The organism is Vibrio sp. 10N.261.51.F12, from assembly GCF_041471725.1.
Lineage (GTDB): Bacteria > Pseudomonadota > Gammaproteobacteria > Enterobacterales > Vibrionaceae > Vibrio.
The window spans coordinates 67,325-87,033 of the sequence record NZ_JBFROV010000049.1 but is presented as its reverse complement, the minus strand read 5'-3'; the positions used below and the strand labels follow the sequence as shown (position 1 = coordinate 87,033).

Below are 19,709 nucleotides of genomic sequence, written 5' to 3'. Positions count from 1 at the left end.
GACACCATAGGTTATGCCCTAATGAGTGGGTTATGCTGAAGCCACAAATATAGCAACGCTTACGTATTAGAATAGTATTGCGCATTATGATGGTGCCAGTTGACGTTTGTGAGATAGTGATTAGCATGAAGGAAAATGAAGTAAACAAAGTTGGAAATCAGTAGGAGAGAATGTGAGTCAAGATGTGAAAGTTCACTGGCAAACTGATGGGCAAGGCCCGGACCTTGTTTTAGTCCACGGTTGGGGAATGAATGGTGCTGTTTGGGACCAATGTACGCAACGCCTGAAAGGCTGTTTTACGGTACATACCGTTGACCTTCCTGGTTACGGATTGAGCTGCGACGTTTCATGTCAGTCACTACCTGAATTGGTCGAGCTTGTTTTACGAGATGCACCTGCGCAGGCTATATGGCTAGGTTGGTCACTAGGTGGTTTGGTTGCGACACAAATTGCGAGTCAACAGCCAGACCGCGTCTCTCAGCTTATTACCTTAGCCAGCTCACCTAAATTCTCTCAGGACTTACCGTGGAAAGGTATAAAAAAAGAGGTGTTGAATGCATTTACAGAGCAGCTTTCAGCTAATTTTTCGCTGACTATTGAGCGGTTTATGGCACTGCAAGCGATGGGAAGCCCAAGCGCACGTAAGGATGTGAAGCAATTAAAAGAAGCGGTATTGTCTCGTCCAGCACCGGCCCAAGAGGCACTCCATTTAGGGTTGGATTGGCTAGGTAATCTTGATTTACGTCCAGTGTTACAAGACCTAGAAATGCCAGTACATCGATGGTACGGACGCCTAGATGGTTTGGTGCCAGTCAATGTCGCCAGTATGCTTAATGATGAGCATCTTGATCACCATAGCCATATTTTTTCTGGGTCATCCCACGCGCCGTTTATTACCGAGTTGGATGCTTTTATCGATCAATTAACCTCGCTAATCGTTAAAGGCATTCTTGACCCTCAGAAAGCCTGAATTCCCGAAAAGCAGTGAGGTAACGTGGTTTTGCTGCTTTTTTATGCTAAATGAGTAAAGGTTTTGGATAACTTTCCGATACGTTTATTAGACAAACTATAAATGTCATCTTTGTCGTAATGTGATGACGCCGTGAGCCTCATTCGTAAGGGGTGGCAGGGTTTGTGTTTTTTATGGCTTCTTTAAGTCCAGCGCTTAAAGCCCATTTTTTACTAAATTGTGCAGTATTAGTTTTTTCACTCAATAGAAAGGAGAGTGATAAGTGATAGTGTCGCCCAACAGTATTAGTGCCCCCATCGTCGCCTCTTCTGTTAACCCACAGACAGAGCAGGTTGCACGTGATAATAAAGTGCGGGAGCCGATCATCCCTACGGTAGAGCTTGCGAGGACCAATGCAGAGCGGCGACTCAACGAGGAAGAAAAAAGCCGGAAGCGCAATGCTTGGGATCCTGCAGAGCACCCTGAGTATGATGAAGAAGGTGAGCAACGGACATTGGATGACCCGATTGAGCGCTTATTTCACTTACTTTCAATCAATACCTACAGCGCGAGCCAAGGTAAGGGTTACGCCATGCGTTTCAGGTTGCCACCTAAAATATTAGAAGCCGCTATCATGGCTGGGCGTATGGCCAAAAGACGCACCGTGATTCGATATCATTATGGGCATTCGGTTGCCCCTAATACGCCGTCAGATATTATTGCCGTGACATAAAAAAGGAGCACCCACTCGGTACTCCGTTATCATGCTTAAAGACCGCGTGACCTATTTTTTTGCTTTTGCGAAAGCCGCTGCAAAGGCTCCACCCATGGCATTGTCATTAGACTCTGAGCGAGGAGTGCGAGGCTTAGTCGTGGGTTTATGTGTCGGCGTTGATTTTGCGCCGCGTGAGGCTCGGTTGTCTTGCCCAGGCTCGTCGTTCAAGCGCATAGATAGGCCGATTCGTTTACGCGCTGCATCGACTTCCATGACCTTAACCTTAACGATATCTCCGGCTTTGACAACTTCTCTTGGATCCGAGACGTAGCGGTCTGTGAGCGCAGAGATATGCACTAAACCATCTTGGTGCACGCCAATATCGACAAATGCACCGAAATTGGCCACATTGGACACCACGCCTTCCAATATCATTCCCGGCTCTAGGTCTGACACCGCATTAACGCCTTCGGCAAATGTTGCCGTTTTAAACTCAGGTCTTGGATCTCGACCTGGCTTGTCGAGCTCTTTGATGATGTCCGTTACCGTCGGTAGGCCGAAGCTATCGTTGGTATAGTCAACGGCTCTAAGTGAGCTTAAAAACGCACTATCGCCTAGCAACGATTTAACCGGCTTGTTTGTGTGCTCGGCAATAGCTTTGACGACAGGGTAGGCTTCAGGGTGAACGGAGGAAGCATCCAGTGGGTTTTTCCCATCCATGATACGCAAGAAACCGGCACACTGTTCGAATGCTTTAGGGCCTAAGCGAGCGACTTTCTTGAGTGTCGTTCGAGCTTCAAATCGGCCATGTTCATCTCGATAATCGACGATATTTTGCGCCAGTGTTGTCGATAGGCCAGCGACTCGGGTTAACAAGGCGGAGGAGGCAGTGTTAACATCCACACCGACGGCGTTTACACAGTCTTCGACAATGGCATCAAGGCGCTTGGCCAGCATGGTTTGACTGACATCGTGCTGGTATTGGCCTACACCGATGGATTTTGGATCAATCTTCACCAACTCAGCGAGCGGGTCTTGTAATCGACGAGCAATCGAGACCGCACCACGCAACGAGACATCCATGTTGGGGAACTCTTTTGCCGCAAGCTCTGATGCAGAATACACAGAAGCTCCTGCCTCACTCACAATGATTTTCTGAACCTTGTGATTGCCACGTTGAATAACATCAGCAGCAAAACTGTCGCTCTCACGAGAAGCGGTGCCATTGCCAATGGCAATAAGGTCGACATTAAATTTCTTAATCAATTGCTCAATAATATGGGCTGATTTGTCATACTGTTTTTGAGGTACATGAGGGTAAATAACATCGGTTGCCAGTACTTTACCTGTGGCATCAACCACGGCGATTTTACATCCCGTGCGTAAGCCCGGGTCTAGACCTAATGTGGCACGGGGACCTGCCGGCGCTGCCATCAACAGGTCTTTTAGGTTGGTAGCAAACACCTCAATAGCTTCAATTTCTGAGCGCTCTTTTAACGCGCCCATTAGCTCGGTTTCCATATGCATTGACACTTTGATGCGCCATGACCAGCTAATCACCTGCTTACGCCATGCATCGGCGGCAGCCGAGCTTAAGTGAATACCATAATGCTGGGCGATGATACTTTCACAGTAGGATTCACGAACCTTCTCTTCATTCGCAGGGTCGGCGTTAAGAGAGAGTTGCAGATAGCCCTCATTTCGGCCTCTAAGCATGGCAAGTGCTCGGTGAGACGGCACCTTATTAATGCTTTCGTTATGCTCAAAGTAATCTTTGAATTTTTCACCCTCGCTTTCCTTACCCGCGACGACTTTTGATGAGAGCTCAGCATGGCTGGTTAAGTAGCGACGAATTTTCTCAAGTAAGCTGGCTTCTTCCGCTATGCGCTCCATGATAATAGCGCGTGCGCCATCTAGGGCTGCCTTGCTATCAGCAATGCCTTTTTCGGAATTGATGTAACCTTGGGCTGTGCTTTCGGGTTCATTATCAGGTTGATTCCATAACAGGTCAGCAAGAGGCTCTAAACCTGCCTCTATGGCAATCTGCCCTTTGGTTCGGCGCTTTGGCTTGTAGGGTAAATAAAGATCTTCAAGGCGTGTTTTACTGTCAGCCGCGTTGATATCACGAGTTAATGCGTCGGTCAGTTTGCCCTGCTCATTAATCGACTTCAGAATGGTTTGGCGCCTATCGTCAAGCTCTCTTAAATAGCTTAAACGTGAGTCAAGATTACGCAATTGGGTGTCATCAAGTCCCCCGGTGACCTCTTTTCGATAGCGGGCAATAAACGGGACGGTGTTGCCGTCATCAATAAGTGTGACTGCGGCTTCTACTTGCTTTGCACTGACGTTCAGCTCTTTAGCAATTAGTTGACAGATAGCATGGCTCATCCGTGTAATCTCTTTTGTTATGTGAGAGAAAGGAAATATCCTTCCTTTGATATCCTTAGGATATAAGGGCTCGTGGCTAAGTTTGCAATTGCCTCGTCATTTTTCTCCATATTTCAAAGGTGAAAAACGGTATGAATTTGCTAATTTATTGATATGCGCGTGGATATTCCGTTAGTTTTCTGTAAAGTTAATGGAGTAGCGATGAGAAATATGGATGCTCGTTGTCTTATGTAATTCGGATACCCTCAGTCGGTCGGTCAGTGAATGGATGTATTATAATGAAAAAATCAGCAATTAAATTGGCACTAATTTTAGCCTCTATGACCAGCGGGTGGGCGTTGGCCGCACCTGATCTTTCTACGACCCAGGCCCCCTTATTGACGATTGAAGATAAGATCGTATTAGGGCGAGTGGAAAACGTCTATTACCCAAGTATTGAGGCGCTCGATGGCGTGCCATTTGTTGGTAAGATTGATACGGGTGCCGATACAACATCAATGCATGCTGAAGATATTGAAGTTGTCAGTAAAAACCCTAAATACCAAGGGCTGAGCAATGAAAAACTCATGCAAACTATCGTAGATGAATACGGTGGTTCGGCCAGTGATTGGTGGCTAGAAGAATTCGATAATGATCAGCGTAATTTCCAAGGCACGGTTCGTTTCACTGTGCGTCACCCTTATACGGGTGAGAAAATCAAGATCGAGCGCCCTTTGACGCGAACAAGTGTTATCAGAAGTCGTACTAGCACGACCCCGATTTATAGACCTGTCGTGACCCTTCCAATGACCATTGCCGGTAAAACGGTTGATACTGAAGTCAACCTGACCAATCGTAATGACTTTAGTGCTCCGGTCTTAATTGGTAAAACATTCTTGGCGAACAATGCCTGGGTGATGGCTGGGTATGATTATTTACAGGCACAAAAAGACGCGCAAATCATTGGTCGTCGCGAAGTGGGCTCTGTGAATGATGTGGCTTTAGACGTGAGTGTCTCACTCAAAAATAATTACAGTATTTTGAATGCCCAGAATATCAAGGTGAACAAGAAAGACGCCACGGTGAGCTTTGATTTGGTCGGTAAAGATAAGACCATGAGCAAAGCCGTCACCTATCCTTTAGTCAAAATGCTCTCAGTTGGCGACAATGAATATCCATTGGTCTACGTCACCTTTAAAGGCGAAAAAGAGTTTGAGCAGCCAATCTTAGTGTATTTGAAAGACCGCTCATCAAATAGCACTCAGCTTCGTTTGGGGCTTAATACGCTGAATCAGTACTTTATTGTTGATACAAACGCTAAGAATAAACTGACAAAGAAAAAGCAGAGCTTTAAAGCCCGAATGAGTGATGACCCACTCGTGATCTCTCCGGTTGAAAGTGTGATTTTGGATGGTTATAAATTGGCAGCTGAGCCATCGTTTACGGTGAGTACTCCGTTACTTAAAGTAGCCAGTTTCGAAATGATTGAAGCAAAAGGGCGAGATAAAGTGGAGTACTACCTATCCAACGCTCGTGGTAATGATGAGATTATTCGAAAAACCATTTTACGAAAGATAAAAGTAGGCGATACCGTTAGACCCGTGGTTGACGGAGAATTTATTGTTGGTGGTAAAGACGTCAATGTTGAATTTGCGTTGGAGGCTCTGGACAGTGATGAGGGTGATACGCCGTATTTAATCATAGGGAAGAAAGCGAATAAAGCCGGTGTACTGGTGAATACACGTAGCGAAAATTTACTCGATGCCTACCCGGTATTTACCGCAGGGCATATCGAGAATGCGACCGTCGAAGGGCTACAATTCCCAGTCAAACTTGATACTGGTGCTGATGTAAGTTCAATGAATGCCTTAAACATCAAGCAGTTTAAAAAAGACGGTAAAAAGATGGTCTCGTTTACTTATTCAAATGATATGGGCATGAAAGAGCAGTTCACTCGTGAAGTGGTCGATGTCATGCGTATTAAGGGTAAACAGGGAGAAAAAGCCAATGTACGCCCTGTCGTTGAGATGCGAGTAAAACTAGGGGATGTAGAGAAGACCATTCGAGTCAACCTACAAGACCGCGCGCGCTTCCATTACAGTATGATACTGGGGAAAAACTTCCTGAAATATGGGGTGGTAGTAAGTAGTGATGAAAACTTCCTACTTGGCAATGAAATTGGTAGTCATTAAGGCATCGTAGCAATGCGGTTTGTTATCAACACCATCGCGTGATAATAACAAATGCTGATGTAACAAAAAACGCCAGTGAGAGACTCACTGGCGTTTTTTATGATTCTGATTATTCAGAGTCTTTTTTCGGCTGAGATTCCGAGGATCGTTCTCTGATCTCATCATCATCTTCATCAGAACCATCAATCATGCTGTGCTTTTCTTTCCAGTGCTCCCAGCGCTGTGATGCCAATTCCTGCATGTCTGTTGTTTTATCCGCTTCATCGACAATCTCTTGCCCGAGTAAATGCTCAAAGATGTCTTCCAGCGTGATAATGCCTTGAATCGTACCGTATTCATCAACAATCATAGCAATATGGATACGTGCGGCCATCATTTGCTCAAAGGCTTTGGGCAATATAATCGTATTAAACAGTACATGGATAGGGCGCATGACGGCCCCTAACTGCTGCTCACCGGCTCCTTGTTGCTGAAGCTTAAACAACTCTAATCGATGCACAAACCCCAAGATATTATCTTTCTGTTCACTGTAAACCAATGGTCGAGAGAACGGTGTTTCTTTGTGCTCATCGAGAAACGCATTAATCGTCATCTCTGCCGGCACTCTAAAGACAACCGGTCTTGGCGTCATGACATGGGTTACAGGGATATCTTGAATATTGATGATATTAGTCAACATGGTTGACTCACCCTCAGCAAACTCCCCACTTTCTTTGGCAAGTAACGCCATTGCAGAAAGCTCATCGCGCATTTTAGGCGCTTCATGGCCACGAGCAAGGCGCTTAGTGATTTGTTCAGAAAACCAAACAAAGGGTGTCAGTGCCCATACCATCCAACGTAGCACTGTTGCCGCTGACGGTGCCAATTGACGCCAGTATGTTGCGCCAATGGTTTTTGGAACAATCTCAGATAGGACCAATATACCTAGTGTCAGTACTGCAGAAAATACGCCTAACCATTCACTACCAAATACAACGGCAGCTTGTGCACCGGCCGTTGCCGCACCAATGGTGTGAGCGATAGTGTTGAGGGTTAAAATAGACGCGAGCGGTCGATCGATATCGGCTTTCAGTTGGGTCAGTCTTTCTGCTGCTGGGTGTTCTTGTTGACGCAGTTGCGCCAAGTAACTTGGGGTAATGCTAAGTAGCACGGCCTCCAAGACTGAACAGACAAAAGAAACACCGATCGCAATCGAAATATATACCGTTAAGAGAAACATTTATTTCCTAGTGTGTACACACATCAACCTAACTTTGCTGAAATTTCAACCTGTGCATTATTGGTGAGTGTAAATAAAATAGGGCTGCCAATTGGATTCATCAGGCTTATCTTTTGTGCAGCAGTGTCTTTATGCGGCTTTCTAATGCAAATTACAAGGCTTCAAATTCAATCTGCATATAACAAATTGTGAGTTATTGCTCATAAAACGGCGAAATCTCAATCATTAGGGATAAAGATCGCCTACAAACCTTTGCCAGATGGGGGCTTTATGATTTAGAGTGGGCTTTAACTCGATAACATGAAAGAAGGGAAACCTAATGAATAAGACCCAATTAATCGACTTTATTGCTGAAAAAGCTGACCTATCAAAAGCACAAGCAAAAACAGCTCTTGAAGCAACCCTTTCAGGTGTTTCTGAAGCACTAAGCGAAGGTGACCAAGTTCAACTAATTGGTTTCGGTACGTTTAAAGTAAATCACCGTGCTGCACGTACTGGTCGTAACCCAAAAACGGGTGACGAAATCCAAATCGCTGCTGCAAACGTACCTGCATTCGTTTCAGGCAAAGCGCTTAAAGACGCTGTTAAGTAATAAATCGACACCGATGATACGTCATCGGTGTTTTTATTTCCGTTCAGAGGACTATCGGTAAACCTTTTTCGTCTTATTTATCCGCTACTGTTTTACCAATATTTCCCTTTCTATTTTGTCATAATTGAAATGAACGTCATGCCATTATTGTGGTCTTATTAACATGCTCATTGTTTTGTGAGTGTCTGTCACTATCTAGAATTTATTCGGATACTTGAGGTATTGGAACGTTAATGAAAAAGACGCTATTGGTATCATTGTTCGCCATCGCCCTAGCTGGGTGTGCTTCTACGCCATCACCAAGTATTAATCAATATTCGCAATTCACGGGCGGACAGACGTTAGGTGATGCAACCAGTTTGTATTGGTACACGGAGCGCTTAAGTAAGCCTTACAGTGCCGCTGATTACGTCGACATGAATGATTATGGTTGGTATAAATCAAACTATCGCTGGAATGGTGGGGAGCTACGTGAATTTGTGCGCGAGGGACTCCAAAAAGACGCGAACAGCAAGTCGATAAAGTATCGTATTCATGTCCGTTTTAATAAAGACGGAGAGGCGGTTTATCAGCAATATCGTCGCGATGGTAAAGTGTTACCGGTGAAACGTGCGCAGCTTGAGAATTATCAGCGTGAAGCGGCGCTTTTAGCGGAACGAGTCAAAGAGCAAGATAAAGATGGCTTAGAGCTTATTCAGGGGCATTGGGATGGGAAAACGCTAGAAACATGCAATGACATAGCCTTCCAAAACATAAAGTTTGAGCAGAGTTTGCCTGATTTTGTCGTTAAGCGATTGGCTGAGGTCGAAAGCTATGTCGCCTTTCTCGGCAGTACTCGTTTGACTGGGGTACGCGTTGAGCAGTTGTTAATGTTGTCCGACGGCAGTACAAGTTGTCTCGAGAGACCGGTTTTGATTACCGAAGAATAGGCCACGATGGTTGTAGAAAAGGGCGCTCATAATGAGCGCCCTTTTATTTGCAATAAATAAAACTAAGTCTTTTATTTTTGTTGTTCACGAGCAATCGCGCGGTAGCCGATGTCGTTACGATGGAACATGCCATCCCAACTGACTTGCTTCGCGAGTTCATAAGCGCGTTGCTGTGCTTCTGATACGGTATTTCCCAGCGCGGTTGCGCAGAGAACGCGCCCCCCATTGGTAACCACATTGCCGTCTTTATCGGCTGTGCCCGCATGGAAGATTTTTTCACCTTCGACATCTTGGGTGGACAGTCCAGAAATCACATCGCCTTTGTTGTATGCCGCTGGGTAGCCGCCGGCAGCTAAAACGATACCAATAGAAGCTCTAGGATCCCACTTAGACTCTACTTTATCGAGTTTTTTGTCGATAGCAGCAAGGCATAGCTCAACCATGTCAGATTGCATACGCATCATGATTGGTTGTGTTTCTGGATCGCCGAATCGACAATTGTATTCGATAACCTTTGGTGTGCCATCTGCATCGATCATCAAACCAGCATAAAGGAAACCAGTGTATGGATTGCCCTCAGCGGCCATACCGCGAACCGTCGGGTAGATAACCTCGTTCATGATGCGATCGTGGATTTCTTTGGTGACGACAGGAGCGGGAGAATAAGCGCCCATACCACCAGTATTTGGTCCAGTGTCTTTGTCACCTACGCGTTTATGGTCCTGGCTGGTGGCCATTGGCAAGACATTCTCACCATCAACCATCACGATGAAGCTGGCTTCTTCGCCATCAAGGAACTCTTCGATAACAACGCGGCTACCGGCTTCGCCAAACGCGTTACCTGCTAACATGTCTTTGATAGCATCTTCTGCTTCTTGTAGCGTCATGGCTACAATCACACCCTTACCCGCAGCAAGCCCATCTGCTTTTACGACGATAGGAGCACCTTGCTCACGAACATAAGCCAATGCTGGCTCAATCTCGGTAAAGTTAGAGTAGTAACCGGTAGGGATATCATGGCGCGCTAAAAAATCTTTTGTGAATGCTTTTGAGCCTTCAAGTTGAGCGGCGGCTTCTGTTGGACCAAAAATTGGTAGGCCAGCAGCGCGAAATGCATCTACAACACCGATAACAAGCGGGGCCTCAGGGCCAACGATCGTTAATTCAATTTTTTTGTCTTGAGCAAATGCCACTAGGCCAGCGATGTCTTCAACATCAATCGCGACGTTTTCTAGCTTTGCTTCAAGTGCTGAGCCTGCATTACCAGGGGCAACATAGACAGTGTCAACATCTTGGTTCTGTGCGACTTTCCAACCTAGAGCGTGTTCACGACCGCCTGCACCAATAATTAATACATTCATTTCATTTTACCTTTGATAGCACCACTATGTTGCTGGGTAGACTCTCGTCTATTGCCCTCTGTTTTTCTTGGGATAGCAAACTAGTTTAGCTCTAAAATTAAAATTTCTAATCACTCTTTAATCAGACTAACGATCTGATATGAAAAGTGATTAGAACGAAAGAAAAGGCTCAAGCGCTTGGCGAGTGCCTTTATTATTTCTTAGTGACGGAAGTGACGCATGCCAGTAAAGATCATGGCCATGCCGTGTTCATCTGCTGCGGCAATGACTTCGTCATCGCGCATTGATCCGCCTGGTTGAATGACGCATTTGATTCCAGCTTCTGCCGCTGCATCGATGCCATCACGGAATGGGAAGAAAGCGTCAGAGGCCATCACACAACCTTCCACTTGCAACCCTTCGTCAGCCGCCTTGATACCTGCAATTTTCGCAGAATACACTCGGCTCATTTGGCCAGCGCCCACACCGATAGTCATGTCACCTTTTGAGTAAACAATCGCATTCGACTTCACGTACTTCGCTACCTTCCAGCAGAATAGTGCATCTTTCAGTTCTTCTTCTGTTGGTTGACGTTTAGAGACCACTTTTAAGTCGTCAGCCGAAACCATACCTTGGTCTCGATCTTGAACAAGTAGGCCGCCGTTGACGCGTTTCACGTCAAAACCGGTTGTTTTCGTTGACCATTCACCACATTCAAGCAGGCGAAGGTTTTTCTTCGCTGCAATAATAGCCACGGCTTCAGCAGAAACGGATGGTGCAATAATGACTTCAACGAACTGACGCTCGGTGATAGCCGTTGCTGTCGCGGCATCCAGTTCGCGGTTGAAGGCAATGATGCCGCCAAATGCTGATGTTGGGTCGGTTTGGAAAGCACGGTCATAGGCTTCTAAAACATCTTTACCTAGTGCCACACCACATGGGTTTGCATGTTTCACAATCACACAGGCTGGTGCGTCAAATTCTTTCACACACTCAAGAGCGGCGTCAGTGTCAGCGATGTTGTTGTATGACAGGGCTTTGCCTTGGATTTGGCGAGCGGTAGAGACTGAAGCTTCTTCAGGATTTGCTTCAACATAGAATGCGGCAGCTTGATGGCTGTTCTCACCGTAGCGCATATCTTGCTTTTTCTCGAATTGCTGGTTGAACGTACGAGGGAACTTAGAGGCTTCATCGCCGTCTTTGTTCTCGCCGTAACTAGGAACCATAGTACCGAAGTAGTTAGCAATCATACCGTCGTAAGACGCTGTGTGCTCGAAGGCAGAAATAGCAAGGTCAAAGCGAGTCTCAAGAGTTAGAGAAGTCTCGTTTGCGTCCATTTCTGTAATAACACGTTGGTAGTCATGTGCATTAACAACAATCGCGACGTCTTTGTGGTTTTTGGCCGCAGAGCGAACCATTGTTGGACCACCGATATCAATGTTCTCAACGGCATCAGCAAGTGTGCAGCCTTCTTTTGCAACGGTTTCTGCAAATGGATAAAGGTTAACGACAACCATATCAATTGGGTTGATACCGTGAGTCGCCATGATCTCGTCGTCTTGACCGCGACGGCCTAATACGCCACCGTGAACTTTAGGATGCAGTGTCTTAACACGGCCATCCATCATTTCAGGGAATCCCGTGTAATCAGATACTTCAGTGACAGCGATGCCTTGCTCAGCCAGTAGACGAGCAGTACCGCCAGTAGAAAGGATATCAACACCGCGTTGTGAGAGTGCTTGTGCAAACTCAACAATACCAGTTTTGTCAGATACGCTGATAAGAGCGCGGCGAATTGGACGAGCGTTATTCATGCTTCTGTCTTCCTCAAAATTACAGAGTTAACGTTGCAGTGAGTAAGCCATTTGGTTTAGCTTACTCACGGCCAAAGATGGTTGCCAAAACAGATGACTTTCCACGACCCTATGGACGGTTTATTATCTATTTAGGCAATGACCCTTGCACAAAAAAACATCAACGATGCCATTGGCGCGTATTCTAACCAATCTATTACAAAAAAGCTCGCGCAATCGTTTGGCATCGCATAAAAAAGTACATAAAAAAGCTTTTTACATCCATTTTGTAATGAAGAGGTTAATTCAAACGGTTATGTTTCAGATAGGTGAGTTAGCAAAACGCTGCAAAGTCACAGCGGATACGTTGCGTTTTTATGAAAAGAATGGCTTATTTCAACCCGCAGGGCGAAGTGGTTCTGGCTACCGACTGTATAGCGAAGAAAGTCAGGCACAGGTCACATTTATTCTCAAGGCTAAAGCGCTTGGGCTTAGTCTCGATGAGATTAAAGAGTTGTTGGGTATCAAGCTAGAAGCGACTGAGCATAGCTGCTCGGAGGTCAAGTCGATTACGTCGGCCAAACTTAAGGTTATTGACGACAAAATCGCGGAGTTAACTCGAATCAGAAATGCGTTGAAAAGGATTAATGATGCTTGTTGTGGAACTGGGCATGATGCCAGTCACTGCTCGATACTCGCGGCACTAGAATCAGGGGCGGATGATCGCCCTTGATTCTAGTGTGATATGTTTACGATCAAGATACCTTAAATGCACCTACGCCGTTAGTGAGGGTTTGCCCATCTTCTAATAGGCGTTCGCTAGCTTCAGCTAATGCTGTCGCTTCGAGTGCAGACTGGCTACCGTGATCAGCAATCTGTGTCAGATTTTGACTGATTTCATCGGTGGCAAGGGTTTGTTGTGAGCTGGCTTCGGCAATTTGCTGGTTTAATGAAAGGATCGAGTTAACCTGATCGTCGATCTCTGTCAGGGCGTTTTTAGCATTGGCTGCTTGCTCTAATGTCGCTTGTGATTGTTGTTGTGTTTGTGCCATGGATTGGCTTACTTCAGAGGCTTGAGATTGCAGCTTTTGAATAATTTGTTCAATCTCATCTGTACTAGATTGGGTCCGAGTGGCTAACGTTCGGACTTCATCGGCCACGACCGCAAATCCACGCCCTTGCTCGCCTGCTCTGGCCGCTTCGATGGCAGCGTTTAGTGCCAAGAGGTTCGTTTGCTCCGCCACGCCTCTGATGACCTCCAATACCGAACCAACCTCTTGGGTATCATTGGCCAGCATTTGAATATTTGAATCCGTTTCTGTAAGACGAATCGACAACGACTGCATATAGCTCGACGCCAACTCAATGACTTCTGTGCCGTGCCTTCCTTGTTCGCTGGCTTGTTTTGCTGCATTCGCGGCATGTTGAGCTGAATTCGCAACTTCTTGATTACTGGCGTGCAGCTCATTCATCGCTGATGCGACGGTATCGACGGCTTGCTGCTGCTGTTGAGATTTACTGGCACTACCCTGAGCTACCTTATTTAATGATACGGCTGCCTCGGTAATATTTTCAGTCACGGGTTTAATATCGTTAATGATAAGCCCTAGCTTAGTAGTGAAGCGGTTGAATGCTGCCGCAATCTGGCTGAGTTCGTCGCTGCCTTTTTCTGGCAGTTGACGGGTTAGGTCGCCATCACCGCTGGCGATGTCGTTGAGTGCGTTGAGTGTTTCTTGGCAAGGCGTTACGATGCTGCGGCTGAGCCAAGTCGCAAAGGCAAGCATAAAGATGACAGCAACCCCAACGGAGATCATAACTCTTTTTACCTCTCCCCAGACCTGGGCTTGAATATCATCAACATACACTCCGGTACCCACGATCCAACCCCAAGGACTAAAAGTCTTGATGTAGGAGATTTTTTCTACTGGTGCATCGGCGCCAGGTTTTGGCCACATATAATTGACGAGCCCTTCTTGCTGGCTTTTTGCGACCTGAACGATATCCATGAACAAGCGCTTACCATTTGGATCAGCGACTTGGCTGAGATTTTGTCCGACGAGTGCCGGTTTTAATGGGTGCATGACCATTGTCGGCGTCATATCGTTGATCCAGAAATAATCCCCATGGTCATAACGAAGCGTCTTAATCGCTGCGATTGCGGATAATTGAGCTTCACTTTGAGATAGTTGACCGGATTGTTGCTGCTCGTAATAGTGATTGATGAGCGTGTGTGCGCTTTCAACTAAGTGACGGGTCTTCGTTTGTTTTGCTTCGGTCAAAGACTTGTCATAATCGACAAGCGATAATACGAGCGGAATAAGCAACGCAACTGAAACAACAAGGATCAGTAGGTACAATCGATTCTGAATAGACGTGTGGCGCAAAAACTGGGTATTCATTCTAAGAACTCCTTTTTCTTAAAGTGAACACATTACCAATGAAAAACATTGGAATGCTGACTTTTAAGTAATCATGAACTAGGTAGTCTGACTGGTATTTATCATTATTATGAATGTACCTTACGGCATTCGCTTTGCGCAGGCTATCCCCGAGTAGCTGAAGATTTGAGCTAGCTTCAACTTTGTGCTGTGGCACGCAGTGGTAGGAGGAGAGGAAGTATTCAAGTGGTTGAACATAAAAATAAAAAAGCCACGTTCCGAAGGAAGGTGGCTTTGGTGTTCAGCTAGTTACGAGAACCTATTAGTTCATGCCGTATTTTTTTAATTTCTTGCGAAGCGTACCACGGTTGATACCCATCATGGTTGCTGCGCGAGTTTGGTTTCCGCGTGTGTATTGCATGATGGTGTCTAGTAGTGGTTGTTCAACTTCTGCCAGCACTAGTTCATACAACTCAGTGACGTCTTGACCATTTAATTGAGCAAGGTAGTTCTTTAGAGACGCTTTGACAGAGTCACGTAGTGGCTTCTGAGTGATTTGGTCTTGAGATGTTACTGTCGTAACTGTCAATGGTTCTGAAGTCAAATTCTGTTCGAACATAATCGGTTTAGCTCTTCTCGTAATTATGATGCAACGTTTTTAAAATAGCCTTTTAATGAATCGATCTGTTCGTTAGCAGCATCAATAGCATTAAAGGCACGACGAAATTCACTGGCTTGTGCATGTTCTTTTAAATACCAGCCAACATGCTTGCGCGCGATACGTGGACCTAAAAACTCCCCATAAAACTCATGGAGGGCGTGAACATGGCCAAGCAAAATACTCTCAACATCCGCATCTGGACGCTCAGGCATCAGTGTGCCGTTTTCCAAGTAATGTTGGATTTCCTCGAAAATCCATGGCCGTCCTTGGGCCGGACGTCCAATCATCAAAGCGTCAGCGCCAGTATAATCCAAAACAAATTTGGCCTTTTCTGGGGTGTCTATATCACCGTTAGCAATAACGGGAATAGAGACGGCTTTTTTTACCGCTTTGATGCTGTCGTATTCTGCTTCACCTTTATACATGCAAGCTTTACTTCGACCATGAAGGGCGAGTGCTTGTATGCCACAATCTTCGGCAAGCCTTGCAATTTGGACGCAGTTTTTATTATCTGTGTCCCAGCCTGTTCGGGTTTTTAGTGTCACAGGGACATCTACTGCATCAACAACCGCACGCAGAATATCTTCAATAATATCTGGATGCTTAAGCAGCGCAGAGCCCGCAAGCTTTTTATTTACTTTCTTTGCAGGACACCCCATGTTGATGTCGATGATTTGTGCACCGTTCTCAACACTGAATTGTGCCGCATCAGCCATAAGCTGTGCATCGGCACCTGCAATTTGCACAGAGCGAATACCGGATTCACCCTCGTGCACCATGCGTTGCTGTGACTTAGCTGTTTTCCATAGCTTAGGATTAGAGGACATCATTTCACTGACCGCCATTCCTGCACCGTAACGAAGGCACAACTCACGAAATGGTCTATCTGTCACTCCAGCCATAGGGGCGACGATAAGATTGTTCTTAAGTTGGTATTTTCCGATTTTCAAAACAGCGCCACAGGTTTACACAAGCAAGGGCGCGCATTTTACGCATTTTTTTGATGCGTGAAAAGACTAATATTTGAGCATTTACAATTTGTTTCTGCAAAATGCCTGATTTTCAGCCTTTTAGTGGCGAAAGTAATCTGAATTTGAATGGAGAAGTCGTCATCATTGAGTGGATTTATCGACTTCTCATTTACTTATTGCTATTTAGTGGCGGAAATACGGCACCATTCTTTGAGTTCAACAATCGGATCTACGCTCATGTCATCACGATAGTAGTTCGCTACATCTTCGGCTTGGGTATCGAGAACCCCCGACATCGCTAATTTGCCGTTTTCTTTAATGAGCGATTTAATGACACCAGATAAGTCACGAAGTGGACCAGCCAAAATATTGGCAACGACGACGTCTGCAAGTAGGTGCTCAGGCTGATCTTGCGGTAGGAAAAGCTCAAGTTGATCAGCAACACCATTGCGCTGGGCATTGTCTTTTGAGGCGACAAGTGCTTGAGGGTCGATATCGATACCGATGACTTTTTCCGCACCAAGCTTAATCGCTGCAATCGCAAGGATGCCCGAACCACAGCCGAAATCGATGACGGTTTTACCGGCAAGATCGAGTGACTCAAGCCACTCTAAGCACAGTGCAGTCGTAGGGTGAGTACCGGTACCAAAAGCCAGACCAGGATCAAGCATCACATTGATTGCGTCAGGCTCTGGGACGTCTCGCCAACTTGGGCAGATCCACAGCCTTTTACCAAACTGCATTGGGTGGAAGTTATCCATCCACTCACGTTCCCAGTCCTTGTCTTCGAGTTGCTCAACCTTGTGTGCGAAGTTAGCGGCTAACATGTTACTTGCCGTGATTTGTGCAAGCACGAGCTTGGTGTCTGTCTCTGCATCATAGAGAGCGACAATATCGGTATCACCCCAAAGACGAGTCTCACCCGGTAGGGGTTCGAAAACCGGAGTATCATGGGCATCTAAGAAAGTGACAGAGAGTGCACCTGTCTCCTCCATTAACATATCACCGATAAGTTCAGCGTTGTCATTTGTGGCGTTGAGTTTGATTTGAATCCAAGGCATGAGTCGGGTCCGTGCTGAGTAATTTTGCGCAGAGTGTAGCAGATTCACGAAAATAGAGCATAAAAAAAGCCCACATGAGTGGGCTTAGTCATTTTGGAATACGGGTTTACTGCAGTCCGAGTTTTTTCTCAAGATAGTGGATGTTGGCACCACCATGTTGGAAGTTTTCGTCATTCATGATGGCGAGTTGTAGCTCAGTATTAACGTTAATACCTTCGACAATCATTTCACCTAACGCATTTTTCATACGAGCGATCGCCACGTCACGGTTTTCACCGTAAGTGATGAGCTTGCCAATCATTGAATCATAATGCGGTGGTACAGTATAACCGGTATAGATGTGTGATTCCCAACGAACCCCCATGCCACCTGGTGCGTGGAAGCGCGTAATCTTGCCTGGTGACGGTAGGAAGCGAACAGGATCTTCTGCATTGATACGACACTCGATAGAGTGGCCACGCAGTTTAATGTCGTCCTGGGTATACGATAGTGGTTGACCAGCCGCAATACGCAGCTGTTCTTTAACCAAATCAATACCAGTCACCATCTCGGTGATCGTGTGCTCAACTTGAATACGCGTGTTCATTTCAATGAAGTAGAACTCGCCGTTTTCGTACAAGAACTCAAAGGTACCTGCACCACGGTAGCCAATCTCTAGACAAGCACGAGTACAACGCTCACCGATGTACTTACGCATTTCTTCTGTGATACCAGGGGCCGGCGCTTCTTCCACTACTTTCTGGTGGCGACGTTGCATCGAACAATCACGCTCACCAAGGTGGATAGCACTCCCTTGACCGTCAGCAAGTACTTGAACTTCAATGTGGCGAGGGTTTTCTAGGAATTTCTCCATGTAAACCATGTCATTGTTGAAGCATGCTTTTGCTTCCGCACGCGTCATCGCGATGGCTTCAGTCAGATCAGCTTCGGCACGAACCACGCGCATACCACGACCACCACCACCACCAGAGGCTTTGATGATTACTGGGAAGCCAATACGTTTAGCATGAGCTTTATTCTGTGCTTCGTCGTCGTTTAATGGACCATCCGAACCAGGCACACAAGGAACACCCGCTTTCTTCATTGAATTGATCGCGGAGACCTTGTCACCCATCATTCGAATGGTTTCAGCTTTAGGACCAACAAAAATGAAACCGCTTCGCTCTACTTGTTCAGCAAAATCGGCGTTTTCAGATAGGAAGCCATAGCCAGGGTGAATAGCAACAGCACCAGTGACTTCCGCTGCACTAATAATGCGCGGGATGTTTAGGTAGCTATCGATACCGCGAGCAGGACCGATACAAATGGTTTCGTCTGCAAGAAGTACGTGCTTAAGGTCGCGATCGGCCGTTGAGTGAACGGCGACAGTCTTAATACCGAGCTCTTTACAAGCGCGCAGAATACGCAGTGCAATCTCACCACGGTTCGCGATTACTAATTTATCTAACATAATGAGCGCTCTCTATTATTCGATAATGACTAGAGCTTGGTCGAACTCAACAGGCTGGCCGTCTTCAAGAAGAATCGCCGTCACGATACCAGATTTATCTGCTTCGATTTGGTTCATCATTTTCATGGCTTCAACGATACATAATGTATCGCCAGCAGACACTTGTTGGCCAACTTTAACAAATGGTTTTGCATCAGGGCTTGGTGCGCCGTAGAACGTACCGACCATAGGAGAAAGCACTTGGTGACCCGCTGGAGTAGCCGGCGCTTCTGGTGCCGCTGCTGTTGGAGCTGCTGCAGGCGCCGCTGGGGCGGCCACAGGTGCAGGCGCCGCTGCGTATTGAATCGGTGCAACAGCACTAGCAGGGCTATTACGACTGATTCGTACTGACTCTTCACCTTCAGATATCTCTAGCTCAGAAATACCAGACTCTTCTACTAGTTCAATAAGTTTTTTTATTTTACGAATATCCATGTTTCTTTCTCTTCTCTATGTGAGTTAGATGACTGCTGCGCAGCCATAGAGTATCTATTATGCTTTCAGTGCTTTAATCGCCGCTGAAAGTGCAAATTCATAGCCCTGAGCTCCTAATCCACAAATGACCCCCTGTGCCTTGTCAGACAGATAAGAGTGGTGGCGGAATGGTTCTCTAGCATGAACATTTGATAAGTGAACTTCGATAAATGGGATTGAAACGCCAAGCAGTGCATCTCTAAGCGCGACACTGGTGTGGGTAAACGCGGCAGGGTTGATGATGATAAAATCGATATTACCGTGCGCAGCGTGGATTGCTTCAATGAGTTCGTATTCACGATTAGATTGCAGGTGTGTCAGTTCGACACCTTGCACTTGAGCCAAGTCAGTTAAGTTATCAACTATGTGTGATAGTGTTTCCGAACCATAGTGTCCCGGCTCCCTCAGTCCTAATAGATTAAGGTTTGGGCCATTTAAAACTAGAATTCGTGACTTTGCGGTCATAATGCTGCCATCTTCTGTTAACGTGAAATGAACGTGATTTATCTCAAGTTTATCTAAAGAACAAGCCTAATGTGACACTAATTTTAGGCTGTTTTTTAAAAGTTGACCAAGATT

At 46.0% G+C, this 19,709-nt stretch carries 17 protein-coding genes; 6 read left to right on the top strand and 11 right to left on the bottom strand.

The genetic code is table 11. The features are described from left to right. Window positions 1-172: 172 nt before the first annotated feature. Together bioH and AB4405_RS22955 are read left to right on the top strand one after the other, a co-directional pair. Window positions 173-970 (top strand): pimeloyl-ACP methyl ester esterase BioH, encoded by a 798-nt coding sequence (bioH, locus tag AB4405_RS22960; protein ID WP_372062947.1) that lies wholly within the window; start codon window positions 173-175, stop codon window positions 968-970. Window positions 971-1,232: 262 nt separating this feature from the next. Beyond that, window positions 1,233-1,682, top strand: a complete 450-nt coding sequence (locus AB4405_RS22955; protein WP_102470965.1) for an ATP-dependent Lon protease — start codon at window positions 1,233-1,235, stop codon at window positions 1,680-1,682. A 51-nt stretch (window positions 1,683-1,733) separates the two neighbouring features. On the opposite strand, the gene AB4405_RS22950 is transcribed toward AB4405_RS22955, so the two are convergent. Further along, entirely contained in the window at window positions 1,734-4,052 is a 2,319-nt protein-coding gene (locus AB4405_RS22950) for a Tex family protein (RefSeq protein ID WP_372062946.1), read from the bottom strand. A 278-nt stretch (window positions 4,053-4,330) separates the two neighbouring features. Between AB4405_RS22950 and AB4405_RS22945 the strand changes: the two genes are divergently transcribed. Then, the gene (locus tag AB4405_RS22945) at window positions 4,331-6,223 is read left to right on the top strand and encodes an ATP-dependent zinc protease (RefSeq protein WP_372062945.1); all 1,893 of its coding nucleotides are present in this window, start codon (window positions 4,331-4,333) and stop codon (window positions 6,221-6,223) included. 109 nt (window positions 6,224-6,332) lie between these two features. Here the strand turns inward: AB4405_RS22945 and AB4405_RS22940 are convergent, their stop codons facing one another. Further along, window positions 6,333-7,442: a CNNM domain-containing protein gene (locus tag AB4405_RS22940; RefSeq protein ID WP_372062944.1), complete on the bottom strand. Its 1,110-nt coding sequence runs from the start codon at window positions 7,440-7,442 to the stop codon at window positions 6,333-6,335. Between the two features lie 319 nt (window positions 7,443-7,761). Between AB4405_RS22940 and hupA the strand changes: the two genes are divergently transcribed. Further along, window positions 7,762-8,034 (top strand): nucleoid-associated protein HU-alpha, encoded by a 273-nt coding sequence (hupA, locus tag AB4405_RS22935; protein ID WP_102470969.1) that lies wholly within the window; start codon window positions 7,762-7,764, stop codon window positions 8,032-8,034. A gap of 233 nt (window positions 8,035-8,267) precedes the next feature. Beyond that, window positions 8,268-8,963: a DUF1481 domain-containing protein gene (locus AB4405_RS22930; RefSeq protein ID WP_102470970.1), complete on the top strand. Its 696-nt coding sequence runs from the start codon at window positions 8,268-8,270 to the stop codon at window positions 8,961-8,963. Window positions 8,964-9,034: 71 nt separating this feature from the next. Here the strand turns inward: AB4405_RS22930 and purD are convergent, their stop codons facing one another. Both purD and purH read right to left on the bottom strand, forming a co-directional pair. Then, on the bottom strand, window positions 9,035-10,324 hold the full coding sequence (gene purD, locus AB4405_RS22925) for a phosphoribosylamine--glycine ligase (protein WP_102468211.1): 1,290 nt from the start codon (window positions 10,322-10,324) through the stop codon (window positions 9,035-9,037). A 200-nt stretch (window positions 10,325-10,524) separates the two neighbouring features. Further along, window positions 10,525-12,117: a bifunctional phosphoribosylaminoimidazolecarboxamide formyltransferase/IMP cyclohydrolase gene (gene purH / locus AB4405_RS22920; RefSeq protein WP_102468212.1), complete on the bottom strand. Its 1,593-nt coding sequence runs from the start codon at window positions 12,115-12,117 to the stop codon at window positions 10,525-10,527. Window positions 12,118-12,412: 295 nt separating this feature from the next. On the opposite strand from purH, the gene zntR reads away from it, so the two are divergent. Next, window positions 12,413-12,829, top strand: a complete 417-nt coding sequence (zntR, locus tag AB4405_RS22915) for a Zn(2+)-responsive transcriptional regulator (protein ID WP_102468213.1) — start codon at window positions 12,413-12,415, stop codon at window positions 12,827-12,829. A gap of 22 nt (window positions 12,830-12,851) precedes the next feature. Here the strand turns inward: zntR and AB4405_RS22910 are convergent, their stop codons facing one another. The 7 genes from AB4405_RS22910 to aroQ all read right to left on the bottom strand — a co-directional run bounded on the left by AB4405_RS22910 (window position 12,852) and on the right by aroQ (window position 19,595). Then, a complete protein-coding gene (locus AB4405_RS22910; RefSeq protein WP_372062943.1) occupies window positions 12,852-14,495 on the bottom strand; it encodes a methyl-accepting chemotaxis protein in 1,644 nt (547 codons plus the stop codon). Between the two features lie 301 nt (window positions 14,496-14,796). Next, window positions 14,797-15,093, bottom strand: coding sequence for a DNA-binding transcriptional regulator Fis (fis, locus tag AB4405_RS22905; RefSeq protein ID WP_006073423.1), 297 nt, complete (start codon window positions 15,091-15,093; stop codon window positions 14,797-14,799). Window positions 15,094-15,116: 23 nt separating this feature from the next. Beyond that, window positions 15,117-16,085, bottom strand: coding sequence for a tRNA dihydrouridine synthase DusB (gene dusB, locus AB4405_RS22900; protein WP_102468215.1), 969 nt, complete (start codon window positions 16,083-16,085; stop codon window positions 15,117-15,119). Window positions 16,086-16,285: 200 nt separating this feature from the next. Further along, the gene (gene prmA / locus AB4405_RS22895) at window positions 16,286-17,167 is read right to left on the bottom strand and encodes a 50S ribosomal protein L11 methyltransferase (RefSeq protein WP_102468216.1); all 882 of its coding nucleotides are present in this window, start codon (window positions 17,165-17,167) and stop codon (window positions 16,286-16,288) included. A gap of 106 nt (window positions 17,168-17,273) precedes the next feature. Beyond that, window positions 17,274-18,617, bottom strand: a complete 1,344-nt coding sequence (gene accC, locus AB4405_RS22890; RefSeq protein ID WP_372062942.1) for an acetyl-CoA carboxylase biotin carboxylase subunit — start codon at window positions 18,615-18,617, stop codon at window positions 17,274-17,276. Between the two features lie 15 nt (window positions 18,618-18,632). After that, window positions 18,633-19,091 (bottom strand): acetyl-CoA carboxylase biotin carboxyl carrier protein, encoded by a 459-nt coding sequence (accB, locus tag AB4405_RS22885; RefSeq protein WP_102468218.1) that lies wholly within the window; start codon window positions 19,089-19,091, stop codon window positions 18,633-18,635. A gap of 57 nt (window positions 19,092-19,148) precedes the next feature. Beyond that, window positions 19,149-19,595: a type II 3-dehydroquinate dehydratase gene (gene aroQ, locus AB4405_RS22880; RefSeq protein ID WP_102468219.1), complete on the bottom strand. Its 447-nt coding sequence runs from the start codon at window positions 19,593-19,595 to the stop codon at window positions 19,149-19,151. Between the last annotated feature and the right edge of the window lie 114 nt (window positions 19,596-19,709).

Bases quoted from the DNA above. Each gene is read 5' to 3' on its own strand.
- AB4405_RS22950 (WP_372062946.1), bottom strand. From the start codon at position 4,052: ATGAGCCATGCTATCTGTCAACTAATTGCTAAAGAGCTGAACGTCAGT.
- AB4405_RS22945 (WP_372062945.1), top strand. From the start codon at position 4,331: ATGAAAAAATCAGCAATTAAATTGGCACTAATTTTAGCCTCTATGACC.
- AB4405_RS22940 (WP_372062944.1), bottom strand. From the start codon at position 7,442: ATGTTTCTCTTAACGGTATATATTTCGATTGCGATCGGTGTTTCTTTT.
- hupA (WP_102470969.1), top strand. From the start codon at position 7,762: ATGAATAAGACCCAATTAATCGACTTTATTGCTGAAAAAGCTGACCTA.
- AB4405_RS22930 (WP_102470970.1), top strand. From the start codon at position 8,268: ATGAAAAAGACGCTATTGGTATCATTGTTCGCCATCGCCCTAGCTGGG.
- purD (WP_102468211.1), bottom strand. From the start codon at position 10,324: ATGAATGTATTAATTATTGGTGCAGGCGGTCGTGAACACGCTCTAGGT.
- purH (WP_102468212.1), bottom strand. From the start codon at position 12,117: ATGAATAACGCTCGTCCAATTCGCCGCGCTCTTATCAGCGTATCTGAC.
- zntR (WP_102468213.1), top strand. From the start codon at position 12,413: ATGTTTCAGATAGGTGAGTTAGCAAAACGCTGCAAAGTCACAGCGGAT.
- AB4405_RS22910 (WP_372062943.1), bottom strand. From the start codon at position 14,495: ATGAATACCCAGTTTTTGCGCCACACGTCTATTCAGAATCGATTGTAC.
- fis (WP_006073423.1), bottom strand. From the start codon at position 15,093: ATGTTCGAACAGAATTTGACTTCAGAACCATTGACAGTTACGACAGTA.
- prmA (WP_102468216.1), bottom strand. From the start codon at position 17,167: ATGCCTTGGATTCAAATCAAACTCAACGCCACAAATGACAACGCTGAA.
- accC (WP_372062942.1), bottom strand. From the start codon at position 18,617: ATGTTAGATAAATTAGTAATCGCGAACCGTGGTGAGATTGCACTGCGT.
- accB (WP_102468218.1), bottom strand. From the start codon at position 19,091: ATGGATATTCGTAAAATAAAAAAACTTATTGAACTAGTAGAAGAGTCT.
- aroQ (WP_102468219.1), bottom strand. From the start codon at position 19,595: ATGACCGCAAAGTCACGAATTCTAGTTTTAAATGGCCCAAACCTTAAT.